Source organism: Streptomyces sp. NPDC005774 (genome assembly GCF_042871645.1).
Taxonomy (GTDB): domain Bacteria; phylum Actinomycetota; class Actinomycetes; order Streptomycetales; family Streptomycetaceae; genus Streptomyces; species Streptomyces pratens.
This window is the reverse complement of sequence record NZ_JBIAIV010000062.1, coordinates 22,519-38,382: the sequence shown is the minus strand read 5'-3', so window position 1 is coordinate 38,382 and position 15,864 is coordinate 22,519. Positions and strand designations below refer to the sequence as shown.

General features: G+C 69.6%; 13 protein-coding genes and 3 pseudogenes. 12 read left to right on the top strand and 4 right to left on the bottom strand.

Translation table 11 applies throughout. The annotated features are described in order from the left end of the window. Positions 1–122 precede the first annotated feature (122 nt). From ACFYQA_RS34520 to ACFYQA_RS34510, 3 genes are all read left to right on the top strand, one after another. Positions 123–554, top strand: a complete 432-nt coding sequence (locus tag ACFYQA_RS34520) for a hypothetical protein (RefSeq protein WP_388926535.1) — start codon at positions 123–125, stop codon at positions 552–554. 71 nt (positions 555–625) lie between these two features. Then, positions 626–937 (top strand): hypothetical protein, encoded by a 312-nt coding sequence (locus tag ACFYQA_RS34515; RefSeq protein WP_388926532.1) that lies wholly within the window; start codon positions 626–628, stop codon positions 935–937. Between the two features lie 189 nt (positions 938–1,126). Continuing rightward, the gene (locus ACFYQA_RS34510) at positions 1,127–1,411 is read left to right on the top strand and encodes a hypothetical protein (protein WP_388926529.1); all 285 of its coding nucleotides are present in this window, start codon (positions 1,127–1,129) and stop codon (positions 1,409–1,411) included. Positions 1,412–2,412: 1,001 nt separating this feature from the next. On the opposite strand, the gene ACFYQA_RS34505 is transcribed toward ACFYQA_RS34510, so the two are convergent. Continuing rightward, positions 2,413–3,279, bottom strand: coding sequence for a GyrI-like domain-containing protein (locus ACFYQA_RS34505; RefSeq protein ID WP_388926544.1), 867 nt, complete (start codon positions 3,277–3,279; stop codon positions 2,413–2,415). 199 nt (positions 3,280–3,478) lie between these two features. Here ACFYQA_RS34505 and ACFYQA_RS34500 point away from each other — a divergent pair. Then, positions 3,479–3,634, top strand: a pseudogene (locus tag ACFYQA_RS34500) (AraC family transcriptional regulator); the annotation flags it as partial. Positions 3,635–3,717: 83 nt separating this feature from the next. Here ACFYQA_RS34500 and ACFYQA_RS34495 read toward each other — a convergent pair. Continuing rightward, positions 3,718–3,876, bottom strand: coding sequence for an Arc family DNA-binding protein (locus ACFYQA_RS34495; protein WP_388926526.1), 159 nt, complete (start codon positions 3,874–3,876; stop codon positions 3,718–3,720). Positions 3,877–3,890: 14 nt separating this feature from the next. Between ACFYQA_RS34495 and ACFYQA_RS34490 the strand changes: the two genes are divergently transcribed. From ACFYQA_RS34490 to ACFYQA_RS34470, 5 genes and pseudogenes are all read left to right on the top strand, one after another. Then, the gene (locus ACFYQA_RS34490; protein ID WP_388926524.1) at positions 3,891–5,147 is read left to right on the top strand and encodes an RNA-guided endonuclease InsQ/TnpB family protein; all 1,257 of its coding nucleotides are present in this window, start codon (positions 3,891–3,893) and stop codon (positions 5,145–5,147) included. Positions 5,148–5,180: 33 nt separating this feature from the next. After that, positions 5,181–5,573: pseudogene (locus ACFYQA_RS34485) on the top strand (VOC family protein). A gap of 233 nt (positions 5,574–5,806) precedes the next feature. Then, on the top strand, positions 5,807–7,060 hold the full coding sequence (locus ACFYQA_RS34480) for an ATP/GTP-binding protein (RefSeq protein WP_388926521.1): 1,254 nt from the start codon (positions 5,807–5,809) through the stop codon (positions 7,058–7,060). Next, positions 7,060–7,362: pseudogene (locus tag ACFYQA_RS34475) on the top strand (RloB domain-containing protein); the annotation flags it as partial. The gene ACFYQA_RS34480 and the pseudogene ACFYQA_RS34475, both read left to right, overlap by 1 nt. A 109-nt stretch (positions 7,363–7,471) precedes the next feature. Continuing rightward, positions 7,472–7,738, top strand: a complete 267-nt coding sequence (locus ACFYQA_RS34470) for a hypothetical protein (RefSeq protein ID WP_388926541.1) — start codon at positions 7,472–7,474, stop codon at positions 7,736–7,738. A 285-nt stretch (positions 7,739–8,023) separates the two neighbouring features. On the opposite strand, the gene ACFYQA_RS34465 is transcribed toward ACFYQA_RS34470, so the two are convergent. After that, the gene (locus ACFYQA_RS34465; RefSeq protein WP_388926519.1) at positions 8,024–8,899 is read right to left on the bottom strand and encodes an endonuclease I family protein; all 876 of its coding nucleotides are present in this window, start codon (positions 8,897–8,899) and stop codon (positions 8,024–8,026) included. A gap of 233 nt (positions 8,900–9,132) precedes the next feature. On the opposite strand from ACFYQA_RS34465, the gene ACFYQA_RS34460 reads away from it, so the two are divergent. The 3 genes from ACFYQA_RS34460 (at position 9,133) to ACFYQA_RS34450 (ending at position 15,068) form a co-directional block, all read left to right on the top strand. Beyond that, positions 9,133–12,864 carry an ABC transporter ATP-binding protein gene (locus ACFYQA_RS34460; RefSeq protein ID WP_388926516.1) on the top strand — a complete coding sequence of 1,244 codons (3,732 nt, stop codon included), beginning with the start codon at positions 9,133–9,135 and terminating at the stop codon, positions 12,862–12,864. A gap of 228 nt (positions 12,865–13,092) precedes the next feature. After that, positions 13,093–13,479 carry a hypothetical protein gene (locus ACFYQA_RS34455; protein WP_388926513.1) on the top strand — a complete coding sequence of 129 codons (387 nt, stop codon included), beginning with the start codon at positions 13,093–13,095 and terminating at the stop codon, positions 13,477–13,479. 146 nt (positions 13,480–13,625) lie between these two features. After that, a complete protein-coding gene (locus ACFYQA_RS34450) occupies positions 13,626–15,068 on the top strand; it encodes a S28 family serine protease (protein WP_388926510.1) in 1,443 nt (480 codons plus the stop codon). Between the two features lie 39 nt (positions 15,069–15,107). Here the strand turns inward: ACFYQA_RS34450 and ACFYQA_RS34445 are convergent, their stop codons facing one another. Next, positions 15,108–15,755, bottom strand: coding sequence for a hypothetical protein (locus ACFYQA_RS34445; RefSeq protein ID WP_388926507.1), 648 nt, complete (start codon positions 15,753–15,755; stop codon positions 15,108–15,110). Positions 15,756–15,864 lie beyond the last annotated feature (109 nt).

Sequence of the window (15,864 nt, the reverse complement as noted above, 5' to 3'; positions counted from 1 at the left end):
CCGTTCTTTCATGCCCGTGGCCGCACCCGAACCTCCGTCCAGATGGCCACCCGCGCCGCACACCTCGAACGAGATCCGGTTTGCCACAACGCACTAAGGGACGCTTCCTCTCAGTCGACCCCGTGACTGGTGGTAGCTGCAACAGCTACGACTACGTGTGCGGCGACCCGGTCAACCTGCTCGACCTCGACGGACGCATGACCGCCCTGGCACTCGTCGGGGCCGCGGGGCTAGGTGTGAGCGCTGGAACGGTGCTCGCCATCATCGGTGTCGGAGCCGTCATCGGCATCGCCGCCCTCATCTGGCTGAAGGGTAAGGCCTGGGCCGTCAAGCAAGTCAAAATCCTGTGGGCGAAGGCGTCAAAAAAGTCCGGGAAGGAAAGAGCCACCGACGCCCCGAGCTTCGTCAGGGGAAAGAGTAAAATCCCGGGAAAGTCGGCAGAGCAATCTGCGATAGAATACTTTAAGCGGGCGTTCGGTCGGCCCCCTACGAAGCGGGAAAAGGGTGCAGGTGGGCCCATTAGCAAGGCGAAGAAATACTTCGACCGGAAGTAGCGGGCACTTGTAAGCTTTCGGGGGGTGCGGTCGCGCACCCCCCGAAAGCTTACCTAAGAAAGAAAGCGTGCATGATGACTGAGCATCACTCCCAGCCCGAGGTTTTCGTCTTGTGGCATGCCCGCCATCTTGCCGTAGAGGAGGACGGGGAGGCGATCCATCGAGATCTGGACGGCGGCATACATCTGGACGAAGAAGAGTGGCGAATCCTCGGTATCTACAGCGATAGGGAGATGGCCGGGGTGCGGGGTCAGGATGCGAAGCAGTTGCCGGGGTTCCGTGATGAGCCGGATTGTTTCTGCATTTCACCCCTCATGCTTGATGAGGACCTGTGGACCGACGGATATTTTACGGAGTATCCAGAAGGAATTCAGGAGGACTGACTTCCTCATTCATTCGGTGAGTAAAAAGAGGTCTTCGAGTTTGATGGGGGTACGGCTGGCTCTATGCGCGACCGTCGGACTGTCGGCACCCCGGTGCGGACGGAGCAGGTCGTCCGTCCATATTGGCGCGGATGGGTACCGTCCGGTGGTCTGTCCCTATCAATTTTGAAATCCCGGTAAAGGATTGAAATGAATCGAATCGTCTATCTTTTGGTGCACCGGCATCACATGTCAGTTGAGCCCGAAGATGTAGCACCTGACTTTATGGAAGATGGTGAACCGCTCTTCTGGGATGACAGTGAGGACAGTTTCAAGGTGCTTGGCCTGTACTCAAGCAGGCAGCTGGCTGAAGAACGAATCGAGAGAGCGCGAGCCCTGCCTGGTTTCAGACGTTCCCCGAATGATTTCTTCGTGCACGAGTACGTCCTGGATACCATTTGTTGGCCCGACGGGTTCCATGTCGGCAAGAGTTGAACGAGGATGGCTGACTGAACCACGATCCGCCGGGTGACGGTCCGTTCGGAGTTTGGGCATGGAAAAGGAGATCCCCTCTGACCAGGGAGAGCGGGAGTCCTATCAGGGACCTGTCGGCGGGGTGTCCTTCGGGCCATGGGGTGCTGGTCACGAGAGATACGGAGCGACGGGCTTGAGCACGTCTCGCAAGCGGATATGGGTCGGCATCGACGCCGGCACCCGGCCGGGCACCACGGTCCACCGCCCGCATCCGGGCGCAACGGGCCATGACCGGGCCCGGCCCGGGGGACCCTCGTTCCCCCGGGGTGGGCGGTGGTCGGGTGTAGCGCAGCTCTGTCGGGTGGGTTGAGCGGCGTAGCAGGGGGAGTGCCGTGGCCGAGGCAGGAGGCTCAAGGCACTGCAGTACCGACACGGCATCCTCGGCGGATTCCTCGCCGGGACCGGCCTCACTCTCGACAGATCGGACTGACCTCGAAGCGCCGAATTCAGTAAGCGCTCAAATGAGTGACATCTGGACAGTGGGGGCGGATGTGCTCACGGTTTTCACGCGGGTGGGTTACTTCTGGAGGGCGGTGATCCACGACGACCAGCCCGCCACTCAGAAGACCACCGCCGAGGAACCGCGATCGCCGCAGTCCTCGCCCCGCACCTCGGCCCCGGCCTCACGATCACCGCCCTGGCCGCCCTCTCCGTCACCGTCACCGTCCTCTCCCGGCCCTTCGTGGTCCGGGCCAGGGAGACCCGGTTCGTTTCAAGGCTCTGACCAACATCTCCGGCGTGGGGGGGGGGGGGCGGGGGCGCCCCCCCCCCCCCCCCCCCCCCCCCCCCCCCCCCCCCCCGCGCGCCCCCCCCCCCCCCCCCCCCCCCGGGCCCCCCCGCCGGTGGGGGGGGGGGGGCGGGGGGGGGGGGGGGGGGGGGGGGGCGGGGGGGGTCCCCCCCCCCCCCCCCCCCCGGGCGGGGGGGGGGGGCGCCCCCCCCCCCCCCCCCCCCCACGCCGTCGTTCAGACCGCTGTCCGCTCCACGGGGATCCACAGCTCCGCGTCCGCCTGCGTGGCATCCTGCGACAGTCGGGTCCGCAGGATCTCGGGTCCCGGCCGGCTCAGGTACGGATTGGACGGGAACCACTGTGTGAACACGTCCCGCCAGAGGTACTGGAGCGCCTGCGGAAACGGCCCGGAGCTCTCGAAGACGGCCCACGTCCCGGCCGGCACGGTGAGCGCGTCCATGTCCTCGGGTACGGCGGCCCGGGTCACCACCCCGTGGTAGTAGTCGAGTTCGGTTCCTTCCGCCCGGCTCGGGCCGAGGTTCTCACTCACCCCTACGATCCCCTGCGGCTCCTGGTCGGACAGGCTCCGCATGCGCTGCAGCGTCTCCTGCCCGATGCCCCGGATGAAGTCGGCGATGGCGGGGTTCATCCCCTCGTGCACGAGGGGGACGCGTGCCTTCCTGCCGACCACGCGGAACTCGTCCTTCTCCACGATCCTGTATCGCATACTGCTGCTCCCTTCGACGGTGAGGCGGAAGGACAGCCGTTGCTGGGACCGCAGACCCGCACCGGACCGCCTGGCCTCGCCGGGACCGACGCCGTGCATGACGCGGAACGCACGCGCGAACGCCTCCCCCGACGTGTAGCCGTACCGCACCGCGATCTCCAACAGCGTCCGGTCCCCGGCCAGCACCTCGGCACCGGCGAGCGTGAGCCGCCTGCGCCGGATGTACTCCGACAGCGGAATGCCCGCCAGCGCGGAGAACAGCCGCCGGAAGTGGTACTCCGACGTCACCACGATCCGTGCCAGGTCGGCCGCGTTGATCCGCTGATCGAGGTGGCGCTCGATGTGTTCCATGGCCTGGTTCAGCCGTTCCAGCACCCCGGCCTCCTTCCCTTTCACCCACTCACGTTAGGAAGGAACCACCCTGCCGGACCCGACATCCTGTGCCCGGTCCGGTCGGGTACGACGGGCGGTCGAGCGACGTCCCCCGCCGGAGCGTCGACGCACGTCGGCGGCCTGCCGGCCGTGACCGGTCCGCGCGTGGTGCGGGGCGAGTGGACCGTGACGGGATGGCACCGTGAGCCGCGCCGCCGAAGAGACCAACCGCCGCATGCTCCGGGCGCGGGACGCGATGGACCGCGACTACGCGCAGCCGATGGACGTCCCCGCCCTGGCGCGCATCGCCCATGTGTCACCGGCGCACTTCACCGGGTACCTCCGAGGATGCCCCGGACTTCAGGCCGGGGTGGGGGTACCGCCCGCCTGCGGGGGAGAAGCGGACCCCTGCGGAGCAGGGCAAGGAAAGACGAATCGCCGTCAGGGCGATGGGGCGTCTCCACCCGTGTCGGTGAGGGCGACCTCAAGCAGGTGGATGATCTCGGAGTTGAGGGACCGCCGGTCCGCACGAGCCTGTTCGACCAGCCGTGCGTGCAGGTCGGTGGGGAGTCGGAGGGAGATTCTTTTCTCATCGGCCATGCTAGAATGATGCCATGACGATGCCACGGATGGCCAAGGACGCCGGGCGCGCCCGGTACACCTACCGGCTTCGCGTGTCGTCGACCGCCCGCATCGCGCTCCTTGCCGAGTGGGACCGCTGCCGGTGGGTGTGGAACGAATGCGTTGCCAAGTCCCGGCAGGTGCACGCCCACAACAAGGCGCACCCCGACGACAAGCTGACGTGCGGTCCGGCGCACCCCGACGACAAGCTGACGTGCGGTCCGGCGCAGCTCGACAAGATGCTGACCGAGGCCCGCAGCAAGTTGCCGTGGCTGCGGGACGGCGCGAGCGTCCCGCAGCAGCAGACGATCCGAGACTTCGCCAAGTCCCGCTCCAAGGCCCTGAAGGACATTGAGTGCCGTCTGCCGGTGAAGCAGCGCGCGGGCATGCCCCGGCACAAGCGGAAGCGTGACGCCGAGCCGACGCTGAACTGCACCACCCGCGGCTTCCGTCTCAAGGACGGCCGTCTGCACCTCGCGGGCGGCATTGCCGTGACGGTGGTGTGGTCGCGCGAACTGCCGTCCGCTCCGTCGTCGGTGCGGGTGTACCGGGACAGCCTCGGCCACTGGTACGCGTCGTTCGTCGTCGCCACCGAGGTGCAACCGCTTCCCGAAACCGGCGCCGTCCTCGGTGTCGACTGGGGCGTCAAGGAGACCGCCACCACCACGTCGGACGCGCACGACCTCCCGCACGCCGAACACGGCAAGCGGGCCGCGCAGCGTCTCGCCCGCTATCAGCGGATGATGGCCCGCCGCCGCCCCGCCAGGGGGCAGGCCGCGTCCAAGGGCTACCGGAGGGCGCGGCGGCAGGCCGCGCAGGTCTCCACGAAGGTCGCCCGGCAGCGGCAGGACACCGCCCGCAAGTGGGCCAAGCGCGTCGTGGCCGATCACGACGCCATCGCCGTGGAGGACTTCCGCCCGAAGTTCCTCGCCCGCACCAGCATGGCCCGCAAAGCGGCCGACGCCGCCATCGGCGCCACCAAGACGGCCCTGCTCGAAATGGGCCGCAAGCACGGGCGGGACGTCCGCCTCGTGCACCCCGCGCACACCACCATGGACTGCGCGTCGTGCGGAGCGAGAACCAAGCACGCACTTCCTCTTTCGGAACGTACCTACACCTGCACCGCGTGCGGAGTCGTATCCTCCAGGGACAAGAACTCCGCCCGCGTGATGCTGGTCCGGGCTGGTCTCAACCCGACTGGTGCCGAGGGCGTAAGACCTTTGGGGGCGCTGCTCCCGGAGGCGGCCTGAGCCAGGAATCTCCTCCCCTGAAGGGAGGGGAGGATGTCAAAGATGTACGTCCTCGACCAGGACGAGGCCCTCGACTTCTACGTCGGCAAGCTCGGTCTGGAGGTCACCGCCGACATCGACATGGGCTTCATGCGCTGACTGACCGTCAGCGCCCCCGGTCACCCCGAGCGGCAGATCCTCCTGGAGAAGCCGGGCGCTCCGGCGATGTCGGAGGAGACGGCGGAGCAGGTACGCGAGCTGGTGACCAAGGGGGCCATGGGTGGTTGGTTCAACCTCACCACGGACGACTGCCGCAAGACCTACGAGGAACTGCTTGAGAGGGGCGTGGAGTTCACCCAGGAACCCACCGAGCACCCGTACGGAATCGACTGCGGCCTGCGCGACCCCTTCGGCAACCGCCTCCGCTTCACCCAGCCGAAGGCCTGAGACGTTCCGAGCAGCCGCCGGGCCCGGTGCGGCGCCGGGCACCACGAGGTCCGTCCGCTACCGGATCGCCTCGACCACTCCGGGCAGTCGACCGTCCGATGCCTACAGAATGGTGATCACTCGATCGGCTGCGGAGGCGATCCGGTGAACGATATGTTCCCTGAGGTCACAGGCTTCCCGGTCAGGCTATTGCCGGACGCGGCGACTACCCTGAGCGCGGAGAGGAGGACGGCTTGCTACTGAGATTCCGCGTCGCGAACGTGCGATCCCTGCGTGACGAGCAGGAGCTGTCGTTCGTCGAGCCTCAGGACGAGACCGACTCCATCGCCCGCTCCATGGAGCTGGCCGGTGGCCGGTCGATCGGTGTCCTCCCGCTGGTCGGCATCTTCGGCGCCAACGCGTCCGGGAAGTCAAACGTGCTCGCGGCGCTCGTCGACATGCGGAACGCCGTCCTCAACTCCTATGCGCGGTGGGCCTCGTACGAGGGCGTTCCGCGCACCGTCTTCGCGCTCGATCCCAAGGGGAAGGACGAGCCGAGCTTCTTCGAAGTGGACCTCGTCGTCGAAGGGGTCCGCTGGACGTACGGGTTCGAGCTGAGTGAGAGCCGCGTCGAGGCCGAATGGCTGCACAGCTACCCGCGCGGTCACCGCCAGGTGTGGCTGGACCGGGACGCCTCCCGGGCGGAGGTGTACGACTGGCCGGGAAGCCGCGTCAAGGACCGCGCACAGCTGGCCCGGCGGACCCGCCCCAACGCGCTGCTGCTCTCCACGGCGGGGACGGACAACCACCCGCAGCTCTCGCCCCTCTTCCACTGGTTCCGCCGCAACCTGTGGCTGATCGACCCGGAGACCGACCGGGCACAGCGCGAGGCGTTCACCCGGAAGGAACTCTCCGGAGCCCGCGCGCGCCGCATCGAGGAACTGCTGCGCGTGGCGGACCTCGGCATCACCGGAACCGAGATCGCCGACGACGGCAAGGGCAGGCCGACGGTGAAGCTCGTCCACCGCTCGGCCACCGGGGAGGTCGCCTTCGACTGGAAGATGGAGTCCCTGGGCACCCACGCCTGGTTCGCCCTCCTCGGCCCGCTGCTGCTCGCCCTCGACGAGGGCGCGGTGCTGCTCGTCGACGAACTGGACGCCAGCCTGCACCCGCGGTTCGCCGCCGAAGTCGTCCGGCTCTTCCACGACCCGCACGCCAATCCGAACGGCGCGCAGCTGATCTTCACCTCGCACGATCCGACCGTGCTCACCACCCCGAGCGGTGGGCGACTGCTGCAACCCGGCCAGGTGTGGCTGACGGAGAAGGACAAGGACGGGGCGACCGAGCTGTATCCGCTGACCGCGGCGTCACCGGGGGAGGACGAGGACCTGATGAAGTCGTACCTGGCTGGAGCCTTCGGCGCGGTGCCCTCCCTCATGGAGGGGCAGATCGCCCGGCGTCTGCTGGCCGAGCGCGAGCTCTCGGGACGCGGAGCGGAGCAGGGCTGATGGCAAGAACGCGAGGGAAGGACTTGCTGGGACCCGCGCAGCGCCGGGGACGGCGCAAGAGGGTCGTCCACGTCTTCACCGAGGGGCTGGTCACCGAGCCCTCGTACATCGAGATCATCAAGCAGCACGGCGTGCCGGCCGACCCGGCGGCGACCGTGGAGGTGCGGATCGCCAATGCCTCCGCCCCCGGCTCCCAGCGCAAGCCGCTCAAACTGGTCGAGGCGGCGGTCGGGCTGATGCGGGACGAGCAGCGTCAGGGCAAGCGCAGCGGCCTGGAGAGGAAGTACCTGCCGCAGGTCTGGTGCCTCTTCGACCGGGACGAGCACGAGGGCATCGAGACGGCGCTGAAACAGGCCCGCGAAGGGGAATGTCAGGGTCGCTTTCTCCCACCCCTGCTTCGAGGTCTGGCGGCTGCTGCACCACAAACCGGTCACCGGCACGTTCGGCGGGGTCTGCGGCCACGTGACGAACAGACTGCCGTTCGCGAGGACTCCGAAAGACGCGGCCAACATCAAACTGGTACTGCCGCACCAGGTCACCGGCAGTTACGGAGACGCCCGAAAGCGCGCCCTCCAGATGAACGCGCAGCACGGGGACCACGTGGCGCTCGTCAACCGGGACCCCTACACCGACGTGCACGAGTTTGTGGAGCAGGGGTTAGGGATCGCCTCGTACTGAGCTGGTACGGATTCTCTTCGTTTCCTGGCGGGTTTTTGCCGTGTCCGACCGGCTGGCCGGCGCACGATCACCGGACAGCTCCGGTTCCTGCTCGGTTGCCTGCACGAGGTGCTGACGGACGCCCGGCGGATCGCCGAGATCAGGAACGCTCGCCTTCACTCCCCGGCTGCGGCGGGTTGTCCCGACGTCGGCACGGCCAAACATCGAGGAGGCCCGGGCCGGCGCGGACGCGGCGTGCCCGTGGTGTCCGGAGCGGCGGCGCCGGGCACCACGGGAGGCGCCCGGCTACCAGATCGCCTCGACCCACTCCGGGTGGTCGATGAACGGGTTGCGGTTGTGCTGGTAGGAGTCGTGGATGACCTGGTTGCGGCGCTTTTCGAAGGCGTCCGGCGGGTCCTGCTCGTTCCACGCCTTCAGTACGGAGAGTTTGCCCATGTACGGGTTGCTGCCGTTGTTGACGTTGTTGTTGGGCTCCAGGTCGGCCCAGCCGTCGCTGCCCTCGTAGCGGACCGCCATGTAGAGGATCATGCGGGCCACGTCGCCCTTGACGGCGTTGCGGGGCTCGAAGGAGTCGGAGTCGGTGAGGCTGCCGCCGCCGTTCGCGACGGCGCTGCCGCCGTTGTCGAAGTCCTTGTTGCCGCGGACGCTGTTGACCTGGACGTCCGTCGGGCGCAGGTGGTGGATGTCGGTGCCGGGGCCGGTGGAGGTGCCGAAGTCGCCGTGGGACTTGGCCCACACGTGCTCGCGGTTCCAGTTGCCGGTGTTCCCGCCGTTCAGGGACTTGCTGCGGGAGACCCCCGAGTACAGCAGGACCACGTTGCCGCTGTTGTTCGGGTCCTGGTCGGTGGCCTTCAGCGCGTCCCAGACCGCCGAGTAGGAGAGCTTCGTCTGGCTGCTGATGATCGTGTGCAGTGAGGACTTGAGGGCCGTCCCCGTCTTGCCGATCGCGTTCTTGTAGTACGTCGAGTCGTAGTCCGAGTTCGCCGCTGCCGCTGCCGCTGCCGCTGCCGCTGCCGCTGCCGTGGCCGCCGTCGCCGGGGGCGCGGGTGTGGCCGTGGCGGGGGTCGCGGTCAGGGCGGGAACTGCGAGGGCGGTGAGGGCGGCGGCGGTGGTGAACGCCAGGGCCGTCCGGCGTCCGGTGCGCATGCGTATCGCGAGCATATGGGGGTGTCCCGTCTACGCGAGTTGAATGAGGGTCTTCGCATCGTGACATGCGCATGAAGTTGTATGAATGTACATGCGGTGTCGATTGCGTGACGTCCTTGCGGAGGGCGCCCCTCGGGGGTGACCCCGACCTCCCCAAACGTTGCGGAGGGATGAAATCCGGTTCAGTGGGCGTTGGTGCCTTCCGGTAGATCAGGACGATCGGATCGGCACGACCGGAGGGCACCCGCGTGACACCGCAGCAGGGATGGGTACGGCGACTGGGCGCGTACGCGTGGCGTCATCCGGGGGACGTCGTGCTGGCCCTGGGCTCGTCCCTCGGCGGTATGGCCGTGATGGCGCTGGTCCCGTTGGTCACCAAGGTGATCATCGACGACGTGATCGGCGACCACACCCGCGCCATGGCCCCCTGGGCGGGCGCGCTGATCGGAGCCGCGGCCGTCGTCTACGCCCTCACCTTCGTCCGCCGCTACTACGGCGGCCGGCTCGCCCTGCACGTCCAGCACGACCTGCGGACCGAGATGTACCGGACGATCACCCGGCTCGACGGCCGCCGTCAGGACGAGCTGTCCACCGGGCAGGTCGTCGGTCGGGCCACCAGCGACCTCCAGCTGATCCAGGGCCTGCTCTTCATGCTGCCGATGACCATCGGCAACATCCTGCTGTTCGTGCTCTCCCTCGTGATCATGGCGTCGCTGTCGCTGCCGCTCACGGCCGTCGCCCTTGCCGTCGCCCCCGCCCTGTGGTGGATCGCCAAGCGCAGCCGCACCCGGCTGCACCCGTCCACCTGGTACGCGCAGGCCCAGGCGGCCGCCGTCGCCGGAGTGGTCGACGGTTCCGTCAGCGGGGTGCGCGTGGTGAAGGGCTTCGGGCAGGAGGAGCAGGAGACGGGCAAGCTCCGCGAGGTCGGCCGGCGGCTGTTCGCCGGGCGGCTGCGGACCATCCGGCTGAACTCCCGGTACACCCCGGCCCTCCAGGCCGTCCCCGCCCTCGGCCAGGTGGCGATGCTCGCGCTCGGCGGCTGGCTCGCCGTACGCGGCAACATCACGCTGGGCACCTTCGTCGCCTTCTCCACCTACCTCGCCCAGCTCGTCGGCCCGGTCAGGATGCTCGCCGTCGTGCTGACCGTCGGACAGCAGGCGCGGGCCGGCACCGAACGCGTCCTGGAACTGATCGACACCGAGCCGTCCCTGACCGACGGCACCAAGGAGCTCCCCGCCGACGCCCCCGCAACCGTCGAGTTCGACGACGTCTCCTTCGGATACGACACCGAGCGCCCCGTCCTCAACGGCCTGTCCTTCGAGATCGGGGCCGGCGAGACTCTCGCCGTCGTCGGTGCCTCCGGCTCCGGAAAGTCCACCGTCTCGCTGCTCCTGCCGCGCTTCTACGACGCCACCGGCGGCGCCGTCCTCGTCGGCGGGCACGACGTGCGCGAGCTGACCACCGAGTCGCTGCGGGCCGCGATCGGACTGGTCCCGGAGGACTCCTTCCTCTTCTCCGACACCGTGCGCGCCAACATCGCGTACGGCCGCCCGGACGCGACCGAGGAACAGATCGTGGCCGCCGCCCGCGCGGCCCAGGCCGACCGGTTCATCACCGAGCTGCCCGGCGGCTACGACACCACCGTCGGCGAGCACGGACTGACCCTCTCCGGCGGTCAGCGCCAGCGCGTCGCGCTCGCCCGCGCCATCCTCACCGACCCGCGCCTGCTGGTGCTCGACGACGCCACCTCCGCCGTGGACGCCCGCGTCGAGCACGAGATCCACGAGGCGCTGGCCGAGGTCATGCGCGGCCGCACCACCCTGCTGATCGCCCACCGCCGCTCCACCCTCAACCTCGCCGACCGCATCGCCGTCCTCGACGGCGGCCGGCTCGCCGACCTCGGCACCCACGACGAGCTCCAGCGGCGCTCCGCCCTCTACCGCCGGCTGCTCACCGACCCCGACGAGCTGGGCGGCGTTTCCCCGGGCCACCACCCGGCCGTCACCCTCCGCCGGGACGACACCGCCGACACCACGGTCCGCGCGGAGCTGGACGCCGAATTCGACGCCGAACGCGGGGTCACCCCCCGCCTGTGGACCGGTGACCGCGAGCCCAAGGACACCGCCCTGGCCGGCAGCCCGGCCACGCCCGAACTGCTCGCCCAGGTCGAGGCGCTGCCCCCGGCCGACGACGTCCCCGACATCGACGAGCGCCGGGCCGTGCGGCCGGAGGAGTCCTACGGACTGCGCCGCCTCCTGCGCGGCTTCCGCACGCCCCTGCTCATCAGCCTCGCGCTCGTAGCCGTGGACGCCGGCGCGGGCCTGCTGCTGCCGGTGCTGATCCGGCACGGCATCGACGCCGGTGTCACCCAGGCCGCACTCGGCGCGGTCTGGGCGTCGGCGCTGCTCGGCCTGCTCGCGGTGACCGTGCAGTGGGCGGCGCAGACCGGCGAGATCCGGATGACCGGACGCACCGGCGAACGCGTGCTGTACTCACTGCGGCTGAAGATCTTCGCCCAGCTCCAGCGGCTCGGCCTCGACTACTACGAGCGCGAGCTGACCGGCCGGATCATGACCCGGATGACCACCGACGTGGACGCGCTCTCGACGTTCCTGCAGACGGGTCTGGTCACCGCGTTCGTCTCGGTGGTCACCTTCTTCGGCATCATGGGCGCCCTGCTGGTGATCGACGTACAGCTCGCCCTGATCGTCTTCACCACGCTGCCCCCGCTGATCATCGCCACGTACTTCTTCCGCCGGGCCAGCGTGAAGGCGTACGAACTGGCCCGGGAGCGGATCTCGGCGGTCAACGCCGACCTCCAGGAGTCGGTGTCCGGGCTGCGGATCGTGCAGGCCTTCGGGCGCGAGCGGCTGGGCAACCGGCGGTTCGCCGAGCGCAGCGACAGCTACCGGGCCGCCCGTATCAGGGGTCAGTGGCTGATCTCGGTGTACTTCCCGTTCGTGCAGTTCCTGGCCTCGTCGGCCGCGGCGGCGGTCCTCGTCGTGGGCGGGATCAGGGTCGACAACGGAACGCTGACGGCGGGCGCGCTGGTCGCGTACCTGCTCTACATCGACCTGTTCTTCGCCCCGGTGCAGCAGCTCTCCCAGGTCTTCGACGGCTACCAGCAGGCGTCCGTCTCCCTGGGCCGCATCCAGGAACTGCTGCGGGAACCGGCGTCCACCCAGGACGCCGCGAAACCCCTCGGCGTGCCCTCCCTGCGCGGCCAGGTCGTCTTCGAGGACGTGGATTTCGCCTACGGGGACGAGGAGGAGGCCCTCAGCGGTATCGACCTGCGCATCCCCGCCGGGCAGACCGTCGCGTTCGTCGGCGAGACCGGTGCCGGGAAGTCCACCCTGGTCAAGCTGGTGGCCCGGTTCTACGATCCGACCGGGGGCAGGGTCACCGTCGACGGCACCGACCTCAGGGACCTCGACATCACCGCCTACCGGCACCGGCTCGGCGTGGTCCCGCAGGAGGCCTATCTCTTCCCGGGCACGATCCGCGACGCCATCGCCTACGGCCGCCCGGACGCCTCCGACGCCGAGGTCGAGGCGGCGGCCCGCGCGGTCGGCGCACACGAGATGATCGCCACGCTGGAGGGCGGCTACCTGCACGAGGTCGCCGAGCGCGGCCGGAACCTCTCCGCCGGACAGCGCCAGCTGATCGCGCTGGCCCGCGCCGAACTCGTCGACCCCGACATCCTGCTGCTCGACGAGGCCACGGCCGCGCTCGACCTGGCCACCGAGGCCCAGGTCAACCAGGCGACGGACCGGCTGGCGGGACGGCGCACCACGCTGGTGGTCGCGCACCGGCTGACCACCGCCGCCCGCGCCGACCGGGTCGTCGTCATGGACCGGGGCCGGGTCGCCGAGGACGGCACGCACGACGAGCTGCTGGCCCGCGACGGGCGGTACGCCGCACTGTGGCGGACCTTCGTCGGAGAGGCCGAACCGGAGGAGCCGGTCGGCGCGGGGCGGTGAGCCCGAGGGCGGACGCCGGCGCGTGACTGTCGGCGCGTGACCACTGGCGCGTGACCGCCGGGCCGGGGCGCGGGCGCAGGGGCGCGCGTGAGGCCGGGGAGGCGGGTGGGCAACCATCCGGCGTCCGCCATGCGTCCGTACACCTGTACGCCGTCGGTTGCGGCAGGTGCGGTGCGGGCTTCGACGCGGGCTTCGGTGCGGTGCGATCCGGTACGGGGAGGAACGGCAGTGGGAAGTGGAGCGATACGCCGGTTACTCGCGCTCGGCCTGGCGGTGCTGACCGCGGCGGGGCTGCTGGTGGTCGCCGCGCCGGGCGACGCACAGGCCGCGGCGCACTGCCCCGGACGCAAGATGCGCACCCTGCCGTTCTCCACCGGCTCGGTCGTCGTCTACAAGCGCGGCGGCTACCTCTGCGCCGTCACCCTCGCCAAGAAGCCCGGCACCAAGCGGAAGATGTCGGTGAGCATCCGGGCGCGCGGCGGCCGCCCGGTGGTCGACGAGGGCCACTACAAGCGGCACGCCGGCCCGGTCACCGTGCACGCCGGGCGCCGCTGCGTCTGGGTGAAGGGCAGGGTGGCCGGCGGGTCGGTCAGCTCCGGCTGGATCCTGTGCTGAGCGCGCGCCCGGGCCCGAGCCGGAATTTCCTTCCCGCGTAAGGCCTTTGCCCCTCTCTGTACCGAGGGCTATCCCCATGTCCCCTAGTGCTGGGGCGAGTTGGTCGGTTAGTTTCCCGGCCACATCTGTTTCACAGGGGAGTGTGCATGCGCAAGGCGCTCAGATGGCTGCTGACGCTCACGATGCTGATCGGCACGGTGAGTGCGGCGAGCGCGGCCACCGCCGCCACCGCCGCCGAGACCGACGTCACCGCCGGCACCGACATCAAGGAGAGGCTGCTCTCCGTCCCGGGCATGAGCCTGGTCGAGGAGAAGCCCTACACCGGGTACCGCTTCTTCGTCCTCAATTACACCCAGCCGGTCGATCACCGCAGGCCCGCCAAGGGCACCTTCCAGCAGCGGATCACCGTGCTGCACAAGGACGTCGCGCGGCCGACCGTCTTCTTCACCGGCGGCTACAACGTCTCGACGACGCCGCGGCGCAGCGAGCCGACCCAGATCGTGGACGGCAACCAGGTCTCCATGGAGTACCGCTTCTTCACCCCGTCCCGCCCGAACCCGGCCGACTGGTCCAAGCTGGACATCTGGCAGGCCGCCAGCGACCAGCACCGCATCCACAAGGCACTGAAGGGGATCTACTCCGAGAAGTGGATCTCCACCGGCGGCTCCAAGGGCGGCATGACCGCCACGTACTACGAGCGCTTCTACCCGCGTGACATGGACGGCGTCGTCGCCTACGTCGCCCCCAACGACGTGGTGAACAACGAGGACTCCGCCTACGACCGCTTCTTCAGGAAGGTCGGCACCAAGGAGTGCCGCGACCGGCTCAACGGCGTGCAGCGCGAGGCGCTGGTCCGCCGGGCACCGCTGAAGCAGAGGTACGAGGCGTACGCCGCCGAGAACGGCTACACCTTCGACACCGTCGGCAGTGCGGACCGGGCGTACGAGGCCGTCGTCCTCGACTACGTGTGGGGCTTCTGGCAGTACAGCACGGTGCAGGACTGCGAGCAGATCCCGGCCGACGCCAAGAACGCCACCGACGACGAGATCTGGACCTCGATCGACACGATCTCCGGCTTCTCGTTCTACACGGACCAGGGCCTCAGCCCGTACACGCCGTACTACTACCAGGCGGGTACGCAGCTCGGTGCGCCGACGATCGGCTTCCCGCACATCGAGAAGAAGTACATCCGCTACGGCTACCAGCCGCCGCGCACCTTCGTGCCCCGCTCGATCCCGATGTCGTTCGAACCCCGGGCCATGCGGGACGTCGACACCTGGGTGCGCGGCAACGCCCGGCAGATGCTGTTCGTCTACGGCGAGAACGACCCGTGGGGTGCCGAGCCCTTCCGGCTCGGCAAGGGCGCGCGCGACGCGTACGTGCTGACCGCCCCCGGCATGAACCACGGTGCCAACGTGGCCGGTCTGGTCGACAAGGAGAAGGCGCTCGCCACGGCCCGCATCCTCGACTGGGCGGGCGTCGCCCCGAGCGCGGTCAAGGAGAACCCGGCCGAGGCGAAGCCGCTGGCGAAGTTCGACCGCAAGCTGGACGTGCGGGACATCCAGCGGGAGCCGGCGCTGCACCGGTAGGAACAGCGGCGGCGAACGGATGACAGGAGCGGCCGCCGCTCACACCGGACTGGCGCAGCCCACCGGTGAGCTGCCGCCGAGCCGGACATAGAGGGTCGTGGACGCCGGGCATTGGGACCTGGCGTCCACGGCCTCGGTCACCTTGTACTCCGGCCGCTGCGCCCCCTCGCCGTCGCAGGCCGTCTCGCGGACCTGACCGTCGTCCAGCCCGCGCACGCAGTCGCCGACGATGGTGCGCGGCCCGCCCCCGCCGCCGGGATCGCCCGGGTGCGGGGGCTGGAGGTTGCGCATACAGGCGTAGCCGCGCGGCACCGCCCCGTCGCCGTCCTCGTCGGACGCGGGGAGCTGCTCGCTGATGTGCAGGACGAAGTCCGTGGTGGCGGGGCAGCGCGGTCCGTCCCGGACGGTTCCGTCATGGCGGGCGACGACCCGGGCCGCCGCCCGTTCGCCGGTGCACGGCACCTCGGTGAAACTGGTCCGGCCGAACGAACTGCACTCGTCGATCGCGAGGAACACCGCCCCGTACCCCGAGGTCGGCTCCGGCTCCGGCTCCCGTGCCGCGGACGCCGTCCGCCGCTCGCCCGGGCGGCCGCTCTTCTCGGCGCCGCCGGGTGTGCTCTGGCAGCCGGTCGACAGGGCCGCGGCCAGCACGGCGAGCGCGCACACCGCTCCCAGGGAACTTCTCACGTGCGTCACCCTCCCCCGAACACCCCCGTCCAGCGTGACCCGCCGCAGCGGGCCGCGCCAGACATACGGCATGCTTTGCGAACGATGGTGGGGGTGTGTCCGGTGTGTG

What these genes read in the sequence shown, in the direction of transcription:
- ACFYQA_RS34495 (WP_388926526.1), bottom strand. Translation starts at nt 3,876, where the DNA reads ATGGCCGATGAGAAAAGAATCTCCCTCCGACTCCCCACCGACCTGCAC.
- ACFYQA_RS34465 (WP_388926519.1), bottom strand. Translation starts at nt 8,899, where the DNA reads ATGCTCGCGATACGCATGCGCACCGGACGCCGGACGGCCCTGGCGTTC.
- ACFYQA_RS34450 (WP_388926510.1), top strand. Translation starts at nt 13,626, where the DNA reads ATGCGCAAGGCGCTCAGATGGCTGCTGACGCTCACGATGCTGATCGGC.
- ACFYQA_RS34510 (WP_388926529.1), top strand. Translation starts at nt 1,127, where the DNA reads ATGAATCGAATCGTCTATCTTTTGGTGCACCGGCATCACATGTCAGTT.
- ACFYQA_RS34515 (WP_388926532.1), top strand. Translation starts at nt 626, where the DNA reads ATGATGACTGAGCATCACTCCCAGCCCGAGGTTTTCGTCTTGTGGCAT.
- ACFYQA_RS34490 (WP_388926524.1), top strand. Translation starts at nt 3,891, where the DNA reads ATGACGATGCCACGGATGGCCAAGGACGCCGGGCGCGCCCGGTACACC.